Source organism: uncultured Alsobacter sp. (assembly GCF_945952055.1).
GTDB lineage: Bacteria > Pseudomonadota > Alphaproteobacteria > Rhizobiales > Beijerinckiaceae > Alsobacter.
This window is the reverse complement of record NZ_CAMFHB010000013.1, coordinates 103,163-122,080: the sequence shown is the minus strand read 5'-3', so window position 1 is coordinate 122,080 and position 18,918 is coordinate 103,163. Positions and strand designations below refer to the sequence as shown.

General features: G+C 69.3%; 17 protein-coding genes. 5 read left to right on the top strand and 12 right to left on the bottom strand.

What is annotated here, in order from left to right:
* Positions 1-133 precede the first annotated feature (133 nt).
* Positions 134-2,308, top strand: coding sequence for a catalase/peroxidase HPI (gene katG, locus Q0Q47_RS12445; protein WP_293859721.1), 2,175 nt, complete (start codon positions 134-136; stop codon positions 2,306-2,308).
* A 240-nt stretch (positions 2,309-2,548) separates the two neighbouring features.
* On the opposite strand, the gene Q0Q47_RS12440 is transcribed toward katG, so the two are convergent.
* The 6 genes from Q0Q47_RS12440 to Q0Q47_RS12415 form a co-directional block, all read right to left on the bottom strand.
* Positions 2,549-3,751, bottom strand: a complete 1,203-nt coding sequence (locus Q0Q47_RS12440; RefSeq protein WP_293859718.1) for an acyl-CoA dehydrogenase family protein — start codon at positions 3,749-3,751, stop codon at positions 2,549-2,551.
* 282 nt (positions 3,752-4,033) lie between these two features.
* Positions 4,034-4,807, bottom strand: a complete 774-nt coding sequence (locus Q0Q47_RS12435; RefSeq protein WP_293859715.1) for an SDR family oxidoreductase — start codon at positions 4,805-4,807, stop codon at positions 4,034-4,036.
* Positions 4,808-4,820: 13 nt separating this feature from the next.
* Positions 4,821-5,858: a phosphotransferase family protein gene (locus Q0Q47_RS12430; protein WP_293859712.1), complete on the bottom strand. Its 1,038-nt coding sequence runs from the start codon at positions 5,856-5,858 to the stop codon at positions 4,821-4,823.
* A gap of 302 nt (positions 5,859-6,160) precedes the next feature.
* Positions 6,161-6,604, bottom strand: coding sequence for a hydroxyphenylacetyl-CoA thioesterase PaaI (gene paaI, locus Q0Q47_RS12425; protein WP_293859709.1), 444 nt, complete (start codon positions 6,602-6,604; stop codon positions 6,161-6,163).
* A gap of 5 nt (positions 6,605-6,609) precedes the next feature.
* Complete coding sequence (gene paaG, locus Q0Q47_RS12420) at positions 6,610-7,407, bottom strand: 2-(1,2-epoxy-1,2-dihydrophenyl)acetyl-CoA isomerase PaaG (RefSeq protein ID WP_293859706.1); 798 nt, start codon at positions 7,405-7,407, stop codon at positions 6,610-6,612.
* A 67-nt stretch (positions 7,408-7,474) separates the two neighbouring features.
* Entirely contained in the window at positions 7,475-8,635 is a 1,161-nt protein-coding gene (locus Q0Q47_RS12415) for an ABC transporter substrate-binding protein (RefSeq protein ID WP_293859703.1), read from the bottom strand.
* 226 nt (positions 8,636-8,861) lie between these two features.
* Here Q0Q47_RS12415 and Q0Q47_RS12410 point away from each other — a divergent pair, with 226 nt between their 5' ends.
* From Q0Q47_RS12410 to Q0Q47_RS12395, 4 genes are read left to right on the top strand one after another with little or no spacing between them, the layout of a single operon-like run.
* A complete protein-coding gene (locus Q0Q47_RS12410) occupies positions 8,862-9,911 on the top strand; it encodes a branched-chain amino acid ABC transporter permease (RefSeq protein ID WP_293859700.1) in 1,050 nt (349 codons plus the stop codon).
* Complete coding sequence (locus Q0Q47_RS12405; RefSeq protein ID WP_367278239.1) at positions 9,908-11,674, top strand: ATP-binding cassette domain-containing protein; 1,767 nt, start codon at positions 9,908-9,910, stop codon at positions 11,672-11,674. Before Q0Q47_RS12410 ends, Q0Q47_RS12405 begins: the two co-directional genes overlap by 4 nt.
* Positions 11,671-12,390 (top strand): ABC transporter ATP-binding protein, encoded by a 720-nt coding sequence (locus Q0Q47_RS12400; RefSeq protein ID WP_293859697.1) that lies wholly within the window; start codon positions 11,671-11,673, stop codon positions 12,388-12,390. The genes Q0Q47_RS12405 and Q0Q47_RS12400 overlap by 4 nt, the downstream gene beginning before the upstream one ends.
* Complete coding sequence (locus Q0Q47_RS12395; RefSeq protein WP_293859694.1) at positions 12,387-13,979, top strand: ATP-dependent acyl-CoA ligase; 1,593 nt, start codon at positions 12,387-12,389, stop codon at positions 13,977-13,979. Before Q0Q47_RS12400 ends, Q0Q47_RS12395 begins: the two co-directional genes overlap by 4 nt.
* A 78-nt stretch (positions 13,980-14,057) precedes the next feature.
* On the opposite strand, the gene Q0Q47_RS12390 is transcribed toward Q0Q47_RS12395, so the two are convergent.
* The 6 genes from Q0Q47_RS12390 to Q0Q47_RS12365 form a co-directional block, all read right to left on the bottom strand.
* On the bottom strand, positions 14,058-14,588 hold the full coding sequence (locus Q0Q47_RS12390; protein ID WP_293859691.1) for a GNAT family N-acetyltransferase: 531 nt from the start codon (positions 14,586-14,588) through the stop codon (positions 14,058-14,060).
* Complete coding sequence (locus tag Q0Q47_RS12385; RefSeq protein ID WP_293859774.1) at positions 14,576-14,917, bottom strand: DUF1778 domain-containing protein; 342 nt, start codon at positions 14,915-14,917, stop codon at positions 14,576-14,578. The genes Q0Q47_RS12390 and Q0Q47_RS12385 overlap by 13 nt, the downstream gene beginning before the upstream one ends.
* A 67-nt stretch (positions 14,918-14,984) precedes the next feature.
* Positions 14,985-15,716: an SDR family oxidoreductase gene (locus tag Q0Q47_RS12380; RefSeq protein ID WP_293859688.1), complete on the bottom strand. Its 732-nt coding sequence runs from the start codon at positions 15,714-15,716 to the stop codon at positions 14,985-14,987.
* Positions 15,717-15,719: 3 nt separating this feature from the next.
* The gene (locus Q0Q47_RS12375; RefSeq protein WP_293859685.1) at positions 15,720-16,496 is read right to left on the bottom strand and encodes a cyclase family protein; all 777 of its coding nucleotides are present in this window, start codon (positions 16,494-16,496) and stop codon (positions 15,720-15,722) included.
* Complete coding sequence (locus tag Q0Q47_RS12370; protein WP_293859682.1) at positions 16,493-17,734, bottom strand: SDR family NAD(P)-dependent oxidoreductase; 1,242 nt, start codon at positions 17,732-17,734, stop codon at positions 16,493-16,495. The genes Q0Q47_RS12375 and Q0Q47_RS12370 overlap by 4 nt, the downstream gene beginning before the upstream one ends.
* A gap of 1 nt (position 17,735) precedes the next feature.
* Positions 17,736-18,917 carry a thiolase family protein gene (locus Q0Q47_RS12365; protein ID WP_293859679.1) on the bottom strand — a complete coding sequence of 394 codons (1,182 nt, stop codon included), beginning with the start codon at positions 18,915-18,917 and terminating at the stop codon, positions 17,736-17,738.
* Position 18,918 lies beyond the last annotated feature (1 nt).

The following is an 18,918-nucleotide window of genomic DNA, read 5'->3' as shown; positions in this document are numbered from 1 at the left end:
CAATTGTCTCTTATCAAGCTATGCTGTTAACAAGCCGCGTGGCCAAGGCTTGGCGCTGCGCGCGCGCCGCGGCCGCAGACGGCCGACCCCGGGGCCGAAACAGCGGCAACACGAGATTCCGTCGGAGGATCCAATGAACGGCAGCGATGCGAAGGGCGCGGGCAAGTGCCCGGTCATGCACGGCGGCAACACGCTTGCGAGCACCAGCGTCACCAGCTGGTGGCCCAAGACCCTCAACCTCGACATCCTGCACCAGCACGACACGAAGCCGAACCCGATGGGCGCCGGCTATTCGTACCGCCAGGCGGTGAAGTCGCTCGACTTCGAGGCGATCAAGAAGGACGTCCACGCCCTGATGACGGACAGCCAGGACTGGTGGCCGGCCGACTGGGGCCACTATGGCGGCCTGATGATCCGCATGGCCTGGCACTCGGCCGGCTCCTACCGCATCGCCGACGGGCGTGGCGGCGGCGGCACCGGCAACATGCGCTTCGCCCCGCTCAACTCGTGGCCGGACAACGCCAGCCTCGACAAGGCCAAGCGCCTGCTGTGGCCGATCAAGAAGAAGTACGGCAACAAGATCAGCTGGGCCGACCTGATGATCCTGGCCGGCACGGTGGCCTACGAATCGATGGGCCTGAAGACCTTCGGATTCGCCTTCGGCCGCGAGGACATCTGGCATCCCGAGAAGGACGTGTACTGGGGCGCCGAGAAGGAATGGCTGGCGCCGTCCGACAGCCGCTACGCGGATGTCGGCAAGCCCGACACCATGGAGAACCCGCTCGCCGCCGTGCAGATGGGCCTCATCTACGTCAACCCGCAGGGCGTGAACGGCGTGCCGGACCCGCTGAAGACGGCGGCGCAGGTGCGTGAGACCTTCGCCCGCATGGCGATGAACGACGAGGAGACCGTCGCGCTCACCGCCGGCGGCCACACCGTCGGCAAGGCGCACGGCAACGGCGATGCGGCGCTCATCGGGCCGGAGCCCGAGGCGGCCGACGTCACCGAGCAGGGCCTCGGCTGGGCCAACCCGCAGAAGACCGGCAAGGGCCGCTATGCGCTGACCTCCGGCATCGAGGGCGCCTGGACCACCCATCCGACCCGGTGGGACAACGGCTACTTCCACCTGCTCCTGAACTACGAGTGGGAGCTGACGAAGTCGCCCGCCGGCGCCTGGCAGTGGAAGCCGATCAACATCAAGGAAGAGGATAAGCCGGTCGACGTCGAGGACCCCTCGATTCGCCTCGACCCGATGATGACCGACGCCGACATGGCGATGAAGGTCGATCCGATCTATCGCAAGATCTCGGAGCGCTTCGCCGCCGACCAGGCCTATTTCAGCGAAGTCTTCGCCCGCGCCTGGTTCAAGCTGACCCACCGCGACATGGGTCCGAAGGTCCGCTACATCGGCCCCTTCGCGCCCAAGGAAGACCTGATATGGCAGGATCCGGTGCCGGCCGGCAGCACGTCCTATGACGTCGCCGCCGTGAAGGCGAAGATCGAGGCCTCCGGGCTCTCGATCGCCGACATGGTCGCCACCGCCTGGGACAGCGCCCGGACCTACCGCGGCTCGGACATGCGCGGCGGCGCCAACGGCGCGCGCATCCGCCTCGCGCCGCAGAAGGATTGGGTCGGCAACGAACCCGCCCGCCTGCAGAAGGTACTGGCCGTTCTGGAGCCGATCGCCAAGGCCGCGGGTGCCAGCGTGGCCGACGTCATCGTGCTTGCCGGCAATGTCGGCATCGAGAAGGCCGCCAAGGCCGCCGGTTTCGACGTGACGGTGCCGTTCGCGCCGGGCCGCGGCGATGCCACGGCCGAGCAGACGGACGGCCACAGCTTCGCGCCGCTGGAGCCGATCCACGACGGCTTCCGCAACTGGCTGAAGCAGGACTATGCGCCGGCCGCCGAGGAGCTCCTCCTCGACCGTGCCCAGCTCATGGGCCTCACCGCCCCGGAGATGACGGCCCTCGTCGGCGGCATGCGCGTGCTCGGAGCCAACTACGGCGGCTCGAAGGACGGCGTCCTCACCAGCCGCGTCGGCGCGCTGTCGACGGACTTCTTCGCCAACATCACCGACATGGCCAACACCTGGCACAAGGTGGACAAGGGCTACGAGATCCGCGACCGCAAGACCGGCGCGGTGAAGTGGACCGCCTCCCGCGTCGACCTCGTCTTCGGCTCGAACTCGATCCTGCGCGCCTACGCCGAGGTCTACGCCCAGGACGACAACGCGAAGAAGTTCGTGGACGACTTCGTCGCCGCCTGGGTGAAGGTGATGAACGCCGACCGGTTCGACCTGCAGGCGTGAGACCAACGAGATGACTGGAAACTGCTCCAGCCATCTTTGAAAGGAACACGCACTCCTCCGCTCGTCCTGCCCGGGCTTGGCCCGGGCATCCACGACTTTGCCTGGGCCATCCTCAAGTCGTGGATGGCCGGGCCAGGCCCGGCCAGGACGCGGAGAGTGTGAGGTTCAAACAAAATGGCTCAAGCACTGCCACTTGGGCCCGGACGATAGAAGGCCTCGCTCCGGCGAGGCCTTTGTTTTTCAAGCCACCGGCCAGCTCCAGAAGGCCGGACCTTCCTTGTCGAGCGCGCCGTTGAGCACCATGCGGTGCACCTCGTCCGCGCCGTCGACCAGGCGGGCCTGGCGGGCGTAGCGGTAGATCCACTCCAGGACGGTGTCCTTCGAGTAGCCCCGCGCGCCGTTGATCTGGATGGCGACGTCGGCGGCCTGGTGCAGGAGGTTGGCCACGTGCACCTTGGCCATCGACACCTCCTTGCGCGCGAAGCCGCCGCGGTCGAGTTCCCACGCGGCCTTCATCACCAGGAGGCGCCCGATTTCGATGTCCATGGCGAGCTTGCCGAGCATCAGCTGGATGCTCTCGCGGTCGGCCAGGCGCACGCCGAAGCCGGTGCGCACCGCCGCATACTCCTTGGCGATCTCGACGCAGCGCTTGGAGAGACCGAGCCAGCGCATGCAGTGGGTGAGGCGTGCCGGTCCCAAGCGGATCTGGGTCAGGCGCATCCCCTGCCCCTCCTCGAGCAGCCGGTTCTCGACCGGGATCTCCAGCCCGTCGAACTCGAGCTCGCAATGCCCCCCATGCTCTTCCGGGCCCATGATCTCGATCCTGCGGACGATCCGCCAGCCCGGCTGGTCGCGGTGGAACAGGAGCGCCGAGAGCCCGTGGCGCGGGTCATCCGAGGTGCGCGCGATGAGGATGAAATGCGCCGCGTCCTCGGCCCCGGTGATGAACCACTTGCGGCCCTTCACGACGTAGACGTCGCCGCGCCGCTCGGCCCGGGTGTTGATCATCTGCGGGTCGGAGCCGCCGCCCGGGTGCGGCTCGGTCATGGCGAAGGCGGAGCGCACCTCGCCGCGCACGATCGGCTGAAGCCAGCGCTCCTGCTGGGCGGGCGTGCCGGTCTTCTCCAGCACCATCATGTTGCCGTCGTCCGGCGCCGCCGAGTTGAAGCAGACGGGCCCGAAGATCGAGCGGTTCATGGCCTCGTAGCAGGCCGCCATGCCGATCTTGTCAACGCCGAGCCCGCCCGTCTCGGGCTTCAGCTGCAGGCACCACAGCCCCTCGCCCTTCGCCTTTGCACGCAGCGCCGCCAGCGGGCCGGACGCGATGTTGCAGTGCGCGTCCCACGTCGAGCGGTCGGCCTCGACCGGCAGGATCTCGCGGTCGACGAAGGTGGCGATGCGGGCGCGGATGTCCTCGATCCGGGCGGGAAGAGTGAAATCCATGGTCAGGCCCCCTCAAGGCGTTGCGGAATTCAAGATCACAACAGTCTTTACCCTACGCGCTCCCCCTCAGCCGTCCTGCCCGGGCTTGGCCCGGGCATCCACGACTTTGCCGGGGCCGTCCCTAAGTCGTGGATGGCCGGGCCAAGCCCGGCCAGGACGCGCAGAGGGAGCAGCAATCGGGATTGAGGCATTGGCCCTCATCCTGAGCAGCCGCCGCAGGCGGCGTGTCGAAGCCTCATGCTGAGCCCGCCGAAGCACGCAGGATGGCCGGGAGCATCCATCCTAGAGTTCCGACACCAGGTGCCCGCCATCGGCCGCCACGATGCTCCCCGTCATCAGCGACGAGGCGTCCGACACGAGCAGCAGGAAGGGCCCGTCGAGTTCCTCCGCCGTGCCGATGCGGCGCATGGGGATGCGCTTCACGATCTGCTGGCCGGCCGGCTTGTCGAAGAAGTCGCGGTTGATGTCGGTGAGCACGAAGCCGGGACACAGAGCGTTCACGCGGATGCCATGCCGGGCCCATTCCAGCGCCAGCACCTTGGTCATCTGCACCACGCCGGCCTTGGACACGGCGTAGGGCCCCACGCCCTTGCCGACGCGAAGGCCCAGGATGGACGCCACGTTGAGGATCACGCCCGGCCGACCCGCGTCGCGCCACTGCCTGGCGGCGGCGACCGACAGCAGCCAGGGCCCGCGCAGGTTGGTGTCCATCACCCGGTCGAAGATGTCGGCCGTGACGTCGACCGCCGGCTCGCTCGCCGCGACGCCGGCATTGTTCACGAGCACGTCGAGCGGCGGCGCCCCGTCCGCGACCACGGCCGCCATGGCCGCCGCGATGGAGGCCTCGTCGGTCACGTCGAGCGGCACCGCGCGGGCATGCGGTGCCCCCGCCTCGCGCAACTCGCCCACCAGGGCCTCGAGCTTGTCGACCCGGCGCGCGGCAATGGTCACCGCGGCGCCGCAGCCGGCCAGCAGCCGGGCGAAGTGCTCACCGAGGCCGCCGGATGCGCCCGTGACGAAGACGTGGCGGCCCTTGAGCCGTGCACCGAGATCCATGGACTGCGTCCCCTCAGGAGGCCATGGCGAGCGCGTGGGCCCGCCGGGCGAAGTTGACCGCGAGCCGGCCGGTCGCCGCCGCGTTGGCGTCGGCAGCCGTGCCGGCTCGGGCCCGATCGGCGATGCCGACGAAGATGACGGAGAATCGGAACAGGGCGAAGACGACGTGGAAGGGCTGCAGCCGGCCGGAGGGCGCTGCCAGGCCCTCGTAGCGCGCGACGAACGCGTCGCGGGTCGGGATGCCGAGTCCGGCGAGGTCGAGGCCCAGGATCCCGGAATACTCGTCCGGGCTCGAATGCCAGGTCATGCAGCAGAAGCCGAGGTCGGCGAGCGGATCGCCCAGCGTCGCGAGCTCCCAGTCGAGGATGCCCACGACTCGCGGTTCGGTGGGGTGGAACATCAGGTTGCCGAGCCGGAAGTCGCCATGCGCGACGGACGACCGCCCGTCGTCGGCCGGCAGCTTGGCGGAGAGCCACTCGACCACCGCATCCAGCTCGGGAATGTCCTGCGTGGGGGATTCCTCCCACTGCCGCGACCAGCGCGCGAGCTGCCGGGCGAAATAGCTGCCGGGGCGGCCGAAATCGCCGAGGCCCACCGCGGCTGGATCGACGGCATGCAAGGCGGCGAGCGTCTCGGCCATGGAAAAGTACATGGCCCGGCGGTCCTGCGGCGCGATCCCCGGCAGGGCACAGTCGTGGAAGACCCGACCCTCGAGCTTGTCCATCAGATAGAAGGGCGTGCCGATGACCGCCGGATCGGCCTCGTAGAGCAGCGCCCGCGGCACCGGGACCGAGGTCTGCGACAGGGCGTTCAGCACACGGAATTCCCGGTCCACCGCATGCGCCGAAGGAAGCGTGACCCCGGCCGGCTTCTTGCGCAGGACGGCCGCACCGTCGGGAAAGCTGACGATGTAGGTGGGGTTCGACTGGCCGCCGCTGATGCGCGCCAGGCTCATCGGTCCGCGCGCGAAGGGCAGCCGCGTCGACAGGTGCTCGGCGAGCCTCGCCGGCTCGAAATCGACCGCGCCCTTGATCTCGCCCAGGGACGTCACCGCGCTTCACTCCCCTTGGTTCAGGCACGTGATGTGCCCGAGAGACGACGGCCTGTCGATGGTCCCTTGGGACCGCCATGGCCATCGCCGGACGGTGTCACGCGGCATTCCGGGGTGTCAACGCGGGGTCCGAAGCGGGGCCAAACTACAAATCTCCTCATCCTGAGCAGCCGCCGGAGGCGGCGTGTCGAAGGACGCAGAATAGTGTTGGTGGTTGAGTCGCCTGAAGAACCATGCTGCGTCCTTCGACACGCCCGCTGCGCGGGCTGCTCAGGATGAGGATATTGAGTTGGGTTGAACCTTCACTCCCCGCTCTCCTCCGGCACCAGCATCCCCTTCACTGTTCGCGACGCGCCGCGGAACTCGGCCACGACCTCGCCCTGCCCGTTGGCGACGCTGACGTCGTAGAGGCCGGTGCGGCCGCGGCGGGAAATCTCGCGGGCGCGGGCCGTGAGGAGGTCGCCTTCGGCCGCGGGGGCGACGTAGGTGATGGCGACGTGCTGGGCCACGGCGCGCTGGCCATGGCTGTTGCAGGCATAGGCGAAGGCGGAATCGGCGAGCGCGAAGATGAAGCCGCCGTGGCACGTGCCGTGGCCGTTGCACATGGCCGCGCCCACCACCATCGAGAGGGTCGCCGTGCCGGGGCCGACGCCGTCGATGACGATGCCGATGCCGAGCCCCTGCGAGGCCCGGTCCTGCTCCCACAGCGCCCGGGCGCTGGCCTCGGCGAGCTGCTGCGGGTCCATGGCGGTCAGCGCCCCGTGAACCGCGGCGGGCGCTTCTCGAGGAAGGCGGTCACGCCCTCGGCGTAGTCGGCCGTGCGCCCGGCCTCGCGCTGCAGGTCGCGCTCCAGGTCGAGCTGGGTGTCGAGGTCGTTCGTCGCGGCGGCCTGGATGGCGCGCTTGGTCAGGCCCAGCCCGCGCGTCGGTCCTGCCGCGAGGCGCTGGGCCGTCGCCTGCGCCTCGTCGAGAAGTGCCGCGTCGTCGACCGCTTTCCAGATCAGTCCCCACCGCTCGGCCGTCTCGGCCGGCAGTGGCTCGGCGGTGAGGGCCAGCGCCTTGGCGCGCGCCTCGCCGATCAGGCGCGGCAGCGTCCAGCTGCCGCCGGCGTCCGGCACGAGGCCGATCTTCGCGAAGGCTTCGACGAAGCGGGCGGAGCGGGCAGCCAGCACGATGTCGCAGGCGAGCGCGATGTTGGCGCCCGCGCCGGCGGCGACGCCGTTGACGGCGCAGACGACGGGCTTCTCCAGGCGGCGGATCAGGCGGATGGTGGGATTGTAGAAGCGCTCGAGGGACTGCCCCAGGTCGGGCGGCTCGGTCCAGTTGCGCGGGTCGCGGTTGCCGAGGTCCTGGCCGGCGCAGAAGCCGCGGCCGGCGCCGGTCAGCAGCACCGCGCGGACGGCGTCCTCGTCATGGGCGCGCTGCAGACCCGCCCTGAGGGCGAGATGCATGTCCTCGGTCAGGGCGTTCAGCCTGTCCGGGCGATTGAGCGTCAGGCGAAGGACGCCCTGGCTGAGGTCCACCAGGACGGTGGGAGCGTCGGCACTCATCGCAACCCCGCTCGGAAAGGCTCTGCATGGGAGACGGGGGAGCGCGCCAGGCGCTCCCCCGGCCGGATCACTTGTAGAACTTCCAGGTGCCCTTCTCGAGCTTCACGAGCACGAGGGCGCGCAGGTCGGTGCCGTAGGGGCTTGCCTCGGTGAAGTTGTAGACGCCGTGCGTGCCGGCGAGCTCCTTCACCGAATAGATGCCGTCGCGCAGCGCCTGCCGGAACTCCTGCGTGCCGGGCTTGGCCTTCGGCAGCGCCCGCTTCGCGGCGTCCGCCAGCACGAGCCACGCGTCGAAGGCGTAGGCGGAGAAGCCGTCGTTCGAGGGCACGCCGTTGGCCTTCTGGTGGGCCTCCTTGAAGGCGAGGCCGATCTTCTTGGTCGGGTTGGCGTCCGGCAGCTGGTCGACGACCATGATCGGTCCGGTCGAGCAGATCGTGCCCTCGCCCGCCGCGCCGGCGAGGCGCACGAAGTCGGGGTTGATCAGCGCCGGGGTGCCGAAGATCGGGCCCTTGTAGCCGCGGTCGGCGAGCGCCGTGTAGGGCAGCGCGCCACCCGTGCCCGAGCCGCCGTTGAGCACCGCATCCGGACGGGCCGCCACGACCTTCAGAACCTGCGCGCTGACCGACGTGTCGGCACGGGCGTAGCGCTCGTTGGTGACGATGTTGATGCCGAGCTTGTCGGCCGCCGCCTTGCCGTTGTTGTAGACGAGGTCGCCCCAGCTGTCGGAGAAGCCGATGAAGCCCACGTTCTTGATGTTCTGGGACTTCATCTCGGCGACGACGGCGCCGACCATGTCGTCGGCGGGCTGCACCACCGTCATCGCCCACGGCACGCCGTTGTTCTTCGGCACGCCCGGGATGGGCGTGATGCCGACGACGGGCACCTTCATTTCGGTGGCCACCGCCATGATGGCGGCCGAGCCGGGAGCGCCGGCCGTGCCGATCAGCACGTCGACCTTGTCTTCCTCGATCAACTTGCGAGCCAGCTTGGACGAGTTCGACACGTCGGAGGCGTCGTCGAGCTGGATGACGGTGAGCTTCTCGCCGCCGACTTCGCCGACATAGGTCTGGCCCGCCGCGATGCCACGGGCATACGGGATGCCGATCGAGGAGACCGGGCCCGAAAGCGAGGTGATGACTCCGACCTTTATGTCTGCCCGGGCGGTCGCCGCGGCCATCGCCGCCATCAGCGCCCCGAGGGCTACGGTATGCAATGTACGCTTGAGCATCGTGTTTCCCTCCACTGGCGTCCAGGCGGACGCAATCGCATGGTAGAGCGCTTCCGGCCGACGCGAAACGCGCCCCTGCGCGACGGCGCAGGCACGGCTTTCCGGTCGTCGAAGGGACCCCTCCCAGGCCCGCAGAGTAGGCCCGAGATATTTAACACGTAAAGTATTTTGTTGCTGTGGCTCCGCTCGTCTTGACAGGTCGGGGGCGGTTGCGTCCCCATGGGGCATGGACCTCGAGATCGCAGCAATCCTGGCCGTCGACGGCATCGCGAATGGGGCGATCTACGTCCTGATCGCGCTCGGCACCGTGCTCATCTTCTCGGTGACGCGGGTCATGTTCGTGCCGTTCGGCGACATCGTCGCCTTCGCCGCGTTGACGCTGGCCATGCTGCAGATGGGACGCCTGCCCGGCACGGTCATGCTGGTGCTGGTTCTGGCCGCGATCGCGCTGGCCGTCGAGGTGTTCTCACTGGTGCGGGCGGGACGCACGGCGGCGCTGCCGAAGGCCCTGCTCTACTACGGGATCCTGCCTTGCATCCCCGCCGGCGTCGCCTGGCTCACGACCGGCATCGCGATGGGCCTGGGCCTTCAGATGCTGCTCGCTTTGCTGCTCGTGCTTCCCATCGCGCCGCTCATCGACCGCATCGCCTTCCGCCCGCTGGCCGACGCTTCCGCGCTCGTGCTGCTCATCGTGGCCGTGGCCGTCCACTTCGCCATCTCGGGCCTCGCCCTGCTGTTCTTCGGCCCCGAGGGTTTTCGCACCGAACCGGTGTCGCGGGCCATGTTCGACATCGCCGGCGTCAGCGTGAGCGCCCAGACGCTGCTGATGGTGCTGGCGGCCGCCGCCTTCTCCGGGCTCCTGTTCCTGTATTTCGAGAAGACGATCGGCGGGAAGGCGCTGCGCGCGACCGCCATCAACCGCACGGGGGCCCGCATCGTCGGCATCCGCCCGCAGAACGCCGGCGCGCTGGCCTACATCCTCGCCTCGATCCTGGCCGGCGTCTCGGGCCTCCTCATCGGGCCCGTGGCGACGCTCTACTACGACAGTGGCTTCCTCATCGGCCTGAAGGCCTTCGTGGGCGCCATCATCGGCGGGCTCATGAGCTACCCGCTCACCGCCGTCGGCGCCGTCGCCATCGGCATGCTGGAAAGTTACGCGTCGTTCTTCTCGAGCGCGCTCAAGGACACGATCGTGTTCTCGGCGCTCATTCCCATCCTCATCTGGCGCTCGCTGATCACGAAGCACCATGAGGAGGAAGAGGAGGACATCGCGTGAACCCGGTGGTCCTCCGCGTCATCCCGCTGGTGGCCATCGTCGTGATGGCCATCGTGCCGCTCGTCGCCAGCCCCTTCTCGATCACCCTGCTCAACTACGTGGGCATCGGCGCCATCGTGGCGCTCGGCCTCGTGCTGATGACGGGGTTCGGCGGGCTCACCTCGTTCGGCCAGGCGGCGCTCGTCGGCGTCGGCGCCTACGCGACCGCGTTCGTGACGGTGAACCTCGGCCTGCCGCCCATCCTCGGCCTCGTCCTGGCGGTCGTCCTGACCGGCGCCGTGGCGCTGCTGCTGGGCGCCATCACGCTGCGCCTCGGCGGCCACTTCCTGCCGCTGAGCACGATTGCCTGGGGCATCGCGATCTACTTCCTGTTCCCCAACATCCCGGGGCTGGGCGCGTATGACGGCATCCGCAGCATCCCGCCGATCAGCCTCTTCGGCATCGTCTTCGGGCCGAACTGGGCGATCTACTACCTGATCTGGGCGGTGTTGGCCGTGGCGATGTGGTCCGTCGCCAACCTGCTCGATTCCCGCGTCGGCCGCGCCATCCGGTCGCTGCGCGGCGGGGCCACGATGCTGGCGAGCCTCGGCGTCGAGCTCTTCCGGGTGCGCCTCACCATCTTCGTCTTCGCCGCGGTCCTCGCCGGCGTCGCCGGCTGGCTCTACGCGCACATGCTGCGCTTCATCAGCCCCTCACCCTTCGACATCCGGCCGAGCATCGAGTTCCTGCTCATGGCCATGGCGGGTGGGGCCACCTCCGTCTACGGCGCGGTGGTCGGCGCGGGCATCGTCGTCCTGCTCAAGAACGAGATCCAGGACATCCTGCCCTATTTGTCCAAGTCGGCCGGGCAGCTCGAGATCGTGGCCTTCGCGGTGCTCCTGATCCTGCTGCTGCAGTTCGCGCGCGGCGGCGTCATCTCGATCCTGCGCCGCTTCTTCCCAATCGCCCGCCCGCTGCCGAAGGCGGCGGCCGAGGGCCTCCCGACCCGCGCGATGCCGCCCGCCGGCCAGCCGCTGCTCTCCATCGACGGCGCCACCAAGCGCTTCGGCGGGCTCGTCGCCGTCAACAACGTGTCCTTCACGATGCAGACCGGCGAGATCCTCGCCCTCATCGGGCCGAACGGCGCGGGCAAGAGCACGCTCTTCAACCTCGTCACCGGCGTGCTGCCGGTCAATGCCGGCCGCATCGGCTTCATGGGCAAGGACATCACCGGCACGGCCCAGGCCGACATCGCCCGCTCGGGCATGGCCCGCACCTTCCAGCACGTGAAGCTGCGCGCCGGCATGACGCTCGTCGACAACGTGCTGCTCGGCGCCTATCCGCGCACGCAGGCCGGCTTCCTGCGCTGCCTGTTCCGGCGCGACCGCGAAGAAGAGGCCCGCGCCACCCGCGTTGCGCTCGACATGCTCGATTTCGTCGGTCTCGGCGGCAAGGCCCAGGAACTCGCCGGCAACCTGCCGCTCGGCCAGCAGCGCGTGCTGGAGATCGCCCGCGCGCTCGCCTCCGACCCGATCCTCATCGTGCTGGACGAGCCCGCCGCCGGCCTGCGCAAGCCCGAGAAGGTGGCGCTCGCCAAGCAGCTCCGGGCCATCCGGGACCGCGGCGTGAGCGTGCTCCTCGTGGAACACGACATGGAGTTCGTCATGGGCCTCGTCGACCGCATCGTCGTCGTCGACTTCGGCTCCAAGCTGATGGAAGGCACGCCCGAGGAGGTGCGCCGGAGCACCGTCGTGCAGGAAGCCTATCTCGGAGGCGTCGCATGAGCCGCCTTCTCGAGGTCCGGGGCCTCAGCGTCAGCTACGGCAAGGTCGAGGCGCTGCGCGACGTCTCGATCGGGCTCGACAAGGGCCAGATCGTCACCATCATCGGACCGAACGGCGCGGGCAAGACGACCATGCTCGCCGCGCTCATGGGCCTGTTGCCGTCGCGCGGGCACGTCGCCTACGAGGGCCGCGACCTCGCCGGCGTCGACATCGAGGACCGCGTCGCCGACGGGCTGTGCATCGTGCCCGAGACGCGCGAGCTGTTCGGCGACATGTCGGTCGCCGACAACCTGCTGCTCGGCGCCTACCTGCAGCGGCACGACCGCGAGCACGTGAAGCGCAGCTTCGAGATCGTCTACGAGCGCTTCCCGCGCCTGAAGGAACGGCGCGCCCAGCTCGCCAGCACGCTGTCGGGCGGCGAGCGCCAGATGCTGGCGCTCGGCCGCGCGCTGATGTCGAAGCCGCGCCTGCTGATGCTCGACGAGCCGAGCCTCGGCCTCGCCCCCCTCATCGTGCGCGAGATCTTCCGGATCATCTCGTCGCTCCGCGAGCTCGGCGTCTCGATCCTGCTCGTCGAGCAGAACGCCCGCGCGGCGCTGGAGACCGCCGACTACGGCTACGTGCTGGAGACCGGCGAGGTCTCCCTGCAGGGCCCCGCCTCGGACCTCCTGAACGATCCGCGCGTCACAGCCACATACCTCGGAGGCGCCGCGTGATCCTCGACGGCTTCCCGCAGCTGCCGCTGCCGCCCGCTGACCGCACGGTCCCCGCCATGCTGCGCCTGCAGGCGGAGCGCTACGGCGACCGCCCGCTGTTCTCGTGCCTCGACGACCGCTGGACCTTCGCCGATGCGCCCGGCATCGCCGCGCGCATGGCCGGCGCGCTGGCCTCCGCCGGCCTCGGCGCGGGAGATCGCGTGGCGATCCTGTCGCCCAACCGGCCCGAGATCATGCGCACGCTGGTCGGCTGCGGCTGGCTCGGCGCCGTCGCCGTGCCGCTCAACATCGCCGTCAAGGAACGCCAGCTCCGCTACTACCTGGAGAACTCCGGCGCGCGCCTGCTCGTGGCCGACGGCGCCCTGCTCGCCGCGCTGCCGGCGGGCAGCCTCACCGGCCTCGCGCTGGAGCGGGTCTGGGTCATCGGCGACGACCCGGCCGGCGCCGGCGCCTCGTCCGACCTGCCGACGAGCCGCTTCGACGGAAACGGCGAGGCCCTGCCGGCACGGCCGGCCAATCCGGGCGATCCCTTCGCCATCCTCTACACCTCGGGCACGACCGGTGCGCCGAAGGGCGTGGTCTGCCCGCAGGCCCAGTTCCACTGGTGGGCGATCTACACGGCCCGCTACCTGCAGATGCGCGACGGAGACGTGCTGGCGACCACCCTGCCGCTCTTCCACACCAACGCCATCAACTGCTTCTTCCAGGCCCTGCTGACCGGCTCGTCGCAGGTCGTGCTGCCGCGGTTCTCCGCCTCGCAGTTCTGGACCATGATGGGCGATGCGGGCGCCTCCGTCGGCTACCTGCTCGGCGCCATGGTGCCGATGCTGATGGCCCAGCCCGCGACGCCGGCCGAGCGCAACCACCGCGTCCGCGTGGCGCTGGGTCCAGGCGTGCCGCCCGGCATGCACCACACCCTCTTCGAGCGCACCGGCGTGCGCCTCATCGATGGCTTTGGCTCCACCGAGACGAACTTCATCATCGGTGGCACCGCCGACGAGCGCGTGCCAGGCAAGATGGGCACCGTGCAGGTGGGCGTCACCGCGAAGGTCGTCGACGAGAACGACAACGAGGTTCCGGCCGAGACCGCGGGCGAACTGGTGGTGCGCGCCGACGAGCCGTTCTGCTTCTCCAACGGCTATTTCGGCATGCCCGACAAGACCGTCGAGGCCTGGCGCAATCTCTGGTTCCACACCGGCGACCGCGTCGTCCGCCACGCCGACGGCACCTTCTCCTTCCTCGACCGCCTGAAGGACGTCATCCGCCGCCGCGGCGAGAACATCTCTTCTTTCGAGGTCGAGCAGGTCGTGGCCGCGCACCCCGCCGTGGAGACGGTGGCCGTGTTCCCGGTCCCGTCCGACCTCGCCGAGGACGAGGTCATGGCCGCCATCGTCGTGAAGCCCGGCATGGCCTTGCCCCACGCCGAGTTCTTCGCCTATTGCGCCAAGGAACTCCCGCGGCACGCCGTGCCCCGCTACCTCGACATCGTCGAGGCCCTGCCCCGCACCGAGAACGGCAAGGTGCAGAAGTTCAAGCTGCGCGACATCGGCGTGACCGCGACGACGGTGGACCGCACGACGCTGGGGTGAACGGAGAGGTTCTGCGTCCTTCGACACGCCGCCTCTCGGCGCAGCATCAAAGAGCCCAGTGTTGGCAAACCCCAGGGGTCAGCCGAAGGCCGCAACTACCGTTTCGATCGGCAAGAACAACGTTCGGCTATCCTCGGGGTATTCGATGAACTCAGCGCAGCGCAGATAAAACCTCTTGGCGGCATCGCTCTTGGCGTGGACCAAAACCGCGCCGATGCCGATGTTCTGCGATGCCGCGGCAATCCGGCGCAGTGCGTCTGAAAGCAAGTCTGCGCCCAGTCCCTTGCCCGCATGAGAACGACAGACGGCCAATCGTCCGATGACGGACACCGGAACCGTGTCGGGCGCATTGCGGCGGATCTTGCCGGGGACCGCTCGGCGCTCGACGGTCCCTGCCGAAATGCAGAAATAGCCGACGACCTGGTTGTCTTTGCAAACGACATAGGTCCGCGAAAACCGGCCTTCATTCTTCATGGCGCGCAGGCGAAGCCAATCATTCAGCGCAGGCTCGCCACAATCGAACGCCGACGTATCGTGCTCCATCGCCAAAGGAACGGGAGGCGATAGGCCTGGCTCGGGTGGAGTTTGCCTGTCGCCTACTTTTGCCATGCCGGGGTCCGGCGAAGGAGCGCCTTCAGCTTCGGTCCCGGTGCAGGCGGATTGTCGAGCGCCTGCACGAAAGCATCGTAGCGCTCCGGGTCCAGCGTGAACAAACGCTGGTCCAAAAGAACGTCCACGGCCTGCCGTCTCGCGCTTTCGATCATGAACTCGGTGCGAGTCTTTCCGAGAACTGCGGCAGCGTCGTCAATCAGTTGGCGCGTTCCGGCTTCGATCCGCAAATTGATGCTGCCCTTGGCATCAGCCGTCGAAGGGCGCTCCACGAGTCGGGCAGACGTGGAGTGGACAGATCCGGATGCCGTGGCGCGCGCTTTGACCATCGATTCAATATGGAAGAACGTATCCACAGTGTCAATACAACGGGTGGAGCAACGGGTTTGAGTTGCCTCACACCCCCGCCTGCCCCACGCTCGCTCCGCCACACACGTAGAGCGTCTGCCCCGTCACGAAGCCCGACTCGTCGGCGATGAAGAACCGCACCGCGTTGACCACGTCCTCGGGCGTGCCCAGGCGCTTCACCGGGATCGACGCGGCGAGGCCCTCGATGCGGGGGTCGCCCTTCGGCAGGACCTCGTGGAACATGTCCGTGCCGCCAATCGGGCCGGGGGCGACGGCGTTGACGGTGATGCCGTGGCGGGCGAGCTCGAGGGCCCAGGTGCGGACCATGCCGATGACGCCGGCCTTGGTGGCGGAATAGGCGGTACGGGTCACCGTGCCGAGCGCGGCGCGCGAGCTCATCAGCACGATGCGGCCGGTGCCGGCGTCCTTCATGCCGGGGAGCACCGCCTGCGCCAGCGTAAGCGCCGAGCCCAGATGCAGTTGCGTGAGCGCAGCGAGGTCGGCCGGCGTCGCGCTCTCCATGAGGTTGGCGCGAACGGTGCCGGCGTTGTGGACGAAGTGCGTGATCCGGTGCTGCGCTGCGACCTCGCGCGCAACCGCCTCGGTTGCGGCGATGTCGGTGAGATCGCAGACCAGATCGGTGCGGCCCGGAACAGTTGCGGCAGGCTGGTTTCGGTCGATCGAGACGACGGAATACCCATCCGCCAGCAGCGAGGCGCAGAGCGCGGCACCGATGCCGGCGGCGCCCCCCGTGACGAGCGCCGTGCGCTGCCCCGCCATGGTTCAGCCCTCCACCAGCGCGAGCACGCGCAGCGGCGAGCCGGAGCCCTGCCGGATCTTCAGAGGCGCCGCGACGATGATGGCACCGCGGGGAGGCAGCAGGTCGAGGTTGCACAGGCACTGAAGCCCGTAGCGGCCATTGCCGTGCAGGTAGTGGTGTGCCGGATAGGGCGGCACGAAGTGGTGCGCCTGGCCGGCATCGGTGCCGATGGTCTCGGTGCCGAGGCCCAGGATCCCGCGCTCCTCGACGAGGAAGCGCATGGCGGCGGGCGACGGCCCCGGCGTGTGCGCGCCGTCCTCGCGAAGCCCCGCATAGCCGGCCGCGTCGAGCTTCGACCAGTCGGTCCGCAGCAGCACCCACCAGCCTTCGGGGATGCGGCCGTGCTTCGCCTCCCACGCCTCGATGTGGGCGACCTCGAGCGTGAAGTCCGCGTTGGCGGCGGACTCCGCCGAGCAGTCGATGACGCAGGCCGGCGCCACGAAGCGCTCCACCGGGATCGTGTCGACGCTGTTGTTGGGGAGATCCCGCCCCGTCACCCAGTGGATCGGCGCGTCGTAATGCGTGCCGCAGTGCTCGCTCATCGAGATATTGTTCCAGTACCAGGCGGGGCCGCGCGCGTCGTAGCGCGACACCTCCTCCATGCGGAACGGCGCGCACTGGCCGAGCTCCGGCGGCAGGACGAGCGCCGGGAACTCCGGCGCCAGCGTCTGGGTGAGGTCGACGACCTTGATGCCGCCCGAGGCGATGGCGAGCGCGAAGTCAGCGAGCGAGGCGGTCATGCTCCGAGCTCCCGTTCGAGCGCCTTGGGATTGAGATCGAGCCGGGCCCGCACGTCCTGCGCCACATCGCCCACATAGACGTCCTCGATGCCGCGCCTGAGCGCGTCGACGATGGCCCGCGCGATGGGCTCGGCACCGACCTTGGGTGGCGGCAGCGTCTGGAACCACTCGTCCTCGGTGGGCCCGGTGAACACGTTCACCACGCCGACACCGCCGGCCCGCAACTCCGTACGCAGCGACAGCGAGGCGCCGAGCATCGCCGCCTGCGACGCGCACCATGCGCCATAGGCCGGCCACGGCATCAACGCGTAGACAGAGAGCACGTTGACCCAGGCGCAGGCGCTGTTGGCCCCGTCGGCACCGCGGAAGCGCATCACCGGCCCCAAGGCCTGCGCGAGCCGCACGAGGCCGAGATAGCCCGCCTCCAGCTCCTCGCGCGCCACCGCGACGCCGTTGCGGTCGAGGAGGCCGCCCGGCCGGATGTGCTGCGTCGTGTTGACGACGATGTCGACGCGCGCGCCGATCGAGTCCGCCAGTTCCGTGACGCTGTCGCCGTTGGTGACGTCGAGCGGCACGATCTCGACGCCCTTGATCGCCTCGAGCGCCGCCCGCCCCGGGAACGGCTTCCAGGCGTCGGCGATGCCGACGAAGACCAGCGACGCCCCGGCATCGGACAGCGCCTTGGCTACGGCGCGGCCCACCGGCGTGCGGCCGTCGGTGACGAGCACCCGGCGATGCTTGGGATCGAAGGTCATCTCGCGCATCTGCGGATCGTCCATCATGTTGGGCGTCGGCGCCTCGGGGACGGCGAAGGCCACGGCGTTGCCGCTGCGGTCGAGGCGCCATTCCAGGCGCACCCTCCCCTGCTCCGTGCAGTCGCCGTGGACATGGGACACGACGCTCGGCCCGGCGTCCATGACCACGATCCCGCTGCGCCAGGGGCTGCGCTCGCGGTAGTAGACGTTGTTCGACACCGTCGTCGTCGTCACGGCGGCCAGCGTGCCGGCCGGCGAGCACTCCAGCATGGCGATGCGCGACGACAGGCAATGCGGACAGGCATCGCGCGGCGGATAGTGCAGCTTGCCGCAGTCGCGGCAGCCCGGCAGGCCGAAGCTGCCTTCGGCGGCCGCGCGGGTCAGCATGTGCGCCTGGCGGCTGCGCATGTCCGGCGGCGGCACGGGAAGCCGCGTGCGCTTGAGCGGGTTCTTGCGCGGCGGCGGAGCGAGAGGCTTGGTCATCTCACGCCCTCCCGAGCAGGGCCGCGCCGGAGGCGAGGCCGCGGTCATAGGTGATCATGCCGAAGCCCGAGACGAGCCCAAGCCTGGCGTCCTTCACCTGCGTGCCCCGCGCGCTGTCCGTCAATTGGCGGATCGACTCGGTGATCCCGATGAAGCCGCCGCCACACCCCGCCTGCCCGGCGGAGAGCTGCCCGCCCGACGTGTTGTGCGGGCACGTGCCATCCGCGGTGAACGTGTTGGCTCTGATAAAATCCTTGGCCTCGCCCTTGGCGCAGAGGCCGAGGTCCTCGAGCTGCATGGTCGAGATCACGGGATAGTCGTCATAGGTCTGGATGAAGGAGAGGTCGGAGGGCTTCGCGCCCGCCATGGCCCAGAGCTCGCCGATATCGACGGTCCAGCCGCCGCGGTGCTGCATCGGGTCGCCGGCATGGGCGTTGTGACGCTCGATGGTGCCGAGCAGCCGCACGAAGGGCAGGCCCAGCGCCTTCGCCTCGGCCTCGCGCATGACCAGGAACGCCTCCGCGCCCGCGCACGGCATCACGCAGTCGAAAAGCCCGATCGGGTCGGAGATCATCCGCGCGTTGAGGTACTCGTCGAGCGTCAGCGGCTTCTTCATGAGCGCGTTCGGATTGGCGAGCGCGTTCTGGCGCTGCGCCACCGCGAGCTTGCCGAAGTCCTCGCGGGTCGCGCCGTACATCGCCATGTAGTTGCGCGCGATCAGCGCGAAGCTCGCATTCGGCCCGCCCGAGCCGTACGGGAACACGGCGTCCTGCGCGAAGCGGCTGAACGTCGACAGAGACTTGCGGAACATGTCGACGTGGTTGGTGTCGCCCGCGACGCAGGCGGCGATGCTGCAGTCCCCGTTCTGCACCGCGCGCGCCGCCTTGCGCAGCGACAGGATACCGCTCGCCCCGCCCATCGGGATGTGGTCGAGCCAACGCGGCGAGAGCCCGTAGTGCTGGGTGAGCCCGATGGCCGCGTCGGGAAACAGGGAAAAGCTCGACACGAGGAAGCCGTCGAGGTCCTTCGGTTCGAGGCCCGCGGTGTCGACGAGCGCCTTCAGCGCGCGGCCGATCCACCACTGGGCGCTCTGCGGCGAGTAGCGCTCGTAGGGCACGGTCACCGGCGCGCAGAGCACGACGTCGCCGTAGTCCTGGCGCGGGGCCGGGGCGATGCGCGGCATC

What these genes read in the sequence shown, in the direction of transcription:
- Q0Q47_RS12440 (WP_293859718.1), bottom strand. Translation starts at nt 3,751, where the DNA reads ATGGATTTCACTCTTCCCGCCCGGATCGAGGACATCCGCGCCCGCATC.
- Q0Q47_RS12400 (WP_293859697.1), top strand. Translation starts at nt 11,671, where the DNA reads ATGAGCCGCCTTCTCGAGGTCCGGGGCCTCAGCGTCAGCTACGGCAAG.
- paaG (WP_293859706.1), bottom strand. Translation starts at nt 7,407, where the DNA reads ATGAGTGCCGACGCTCCCACCGTCCTGGTGGACCTCAGCCAGGGCGTC.
- Q0Q47_RS12410 (WP_293859700.1), top strand. Translation starts at nt 8,862, where the DNA reads ATGGACCTCGAGATCGCAGCAATCCTGGCCGTCGACGGCATCGCGAAT.
- paaI (WP_293859709.1), bottom strand. Translation starts at nt 6,604, where the DNA reads ATGGACCCGCAGCAGCTCGCCGAGGCCAGCGCCCGGGCGCTGTGGGAG.
- Q0Q47_RS12365 (WP_293859679.1), bottom strand. Translation starts at nt 18,917, where the DNA reads ATGCCGCGCATCGCCCCGGCCCCGCGCCAGGACTACGGCGACGTCGTG.
- Q0Q47_RS12415 (WP_293859703.1), bottom strand. Translation starts at nt 8,635, where the DNA reads ATGCTCAAGCGTACATTGCATACCGTAGCCCTCGGGGCGCTGATGGCG.
- Q0Q47_RS12375 (WP_293859685.1), bottom strand. Translation starts at nt 16,496, where the DNA reads ATGACCGCCTCGCTCGCTGACTTCGCGCTCGCCATCGCCTCGGGCGGC.
- Q0Q47_RS12380 (WP_293859688.1), bottom strand. Translation starts at nt 15,716, where the DNA reads ATGGCGGGGCAGCGCACGGCGCTCGTCACGGGGGGCGCCGCCGGCATC.
- Q0Q47_RS12385 (WP_293859774.1), bottom strand. Translation starts at nt 14,917, where the DNA reads ATGGTCAAAGCGCGCGCCACGGCATCCGGATCTGTCCACTCCACGTCT.
- Q0Q47_RS12390 (WP_293859691.1), bottom strand. Translation starts at nt 14,588, where the DNA reads ATGGCAAAAGTAGGCGACAGGCAAACTCCACCCGAGCCAGGCCTATCG.
- Q0Q47_RS12435 (WP_293859715.1), bottom strand. Translation starts at nt 4,807, where the DNA reads ATGGATCTCGGTGCACGGCTCAAGGGCCGCCACGTCTTCGTCACGGGC.
- katG (WP_293859721.1), top strand. Translation starts at nt 134, where the DNA reads ATGAACGGCAGCGATGCGAAGGGCGCGGGCAAGTGCCCGGTCATGCAC.
- Q0Q47_RS12370 (WP_293859682.1), bottom strand. Translation starts at nt 17,734, where the DNA reads ATGACCAAGCCTCTCGCTCCGCCGCCGCGCAAGAACCCGCTCAAGCGC.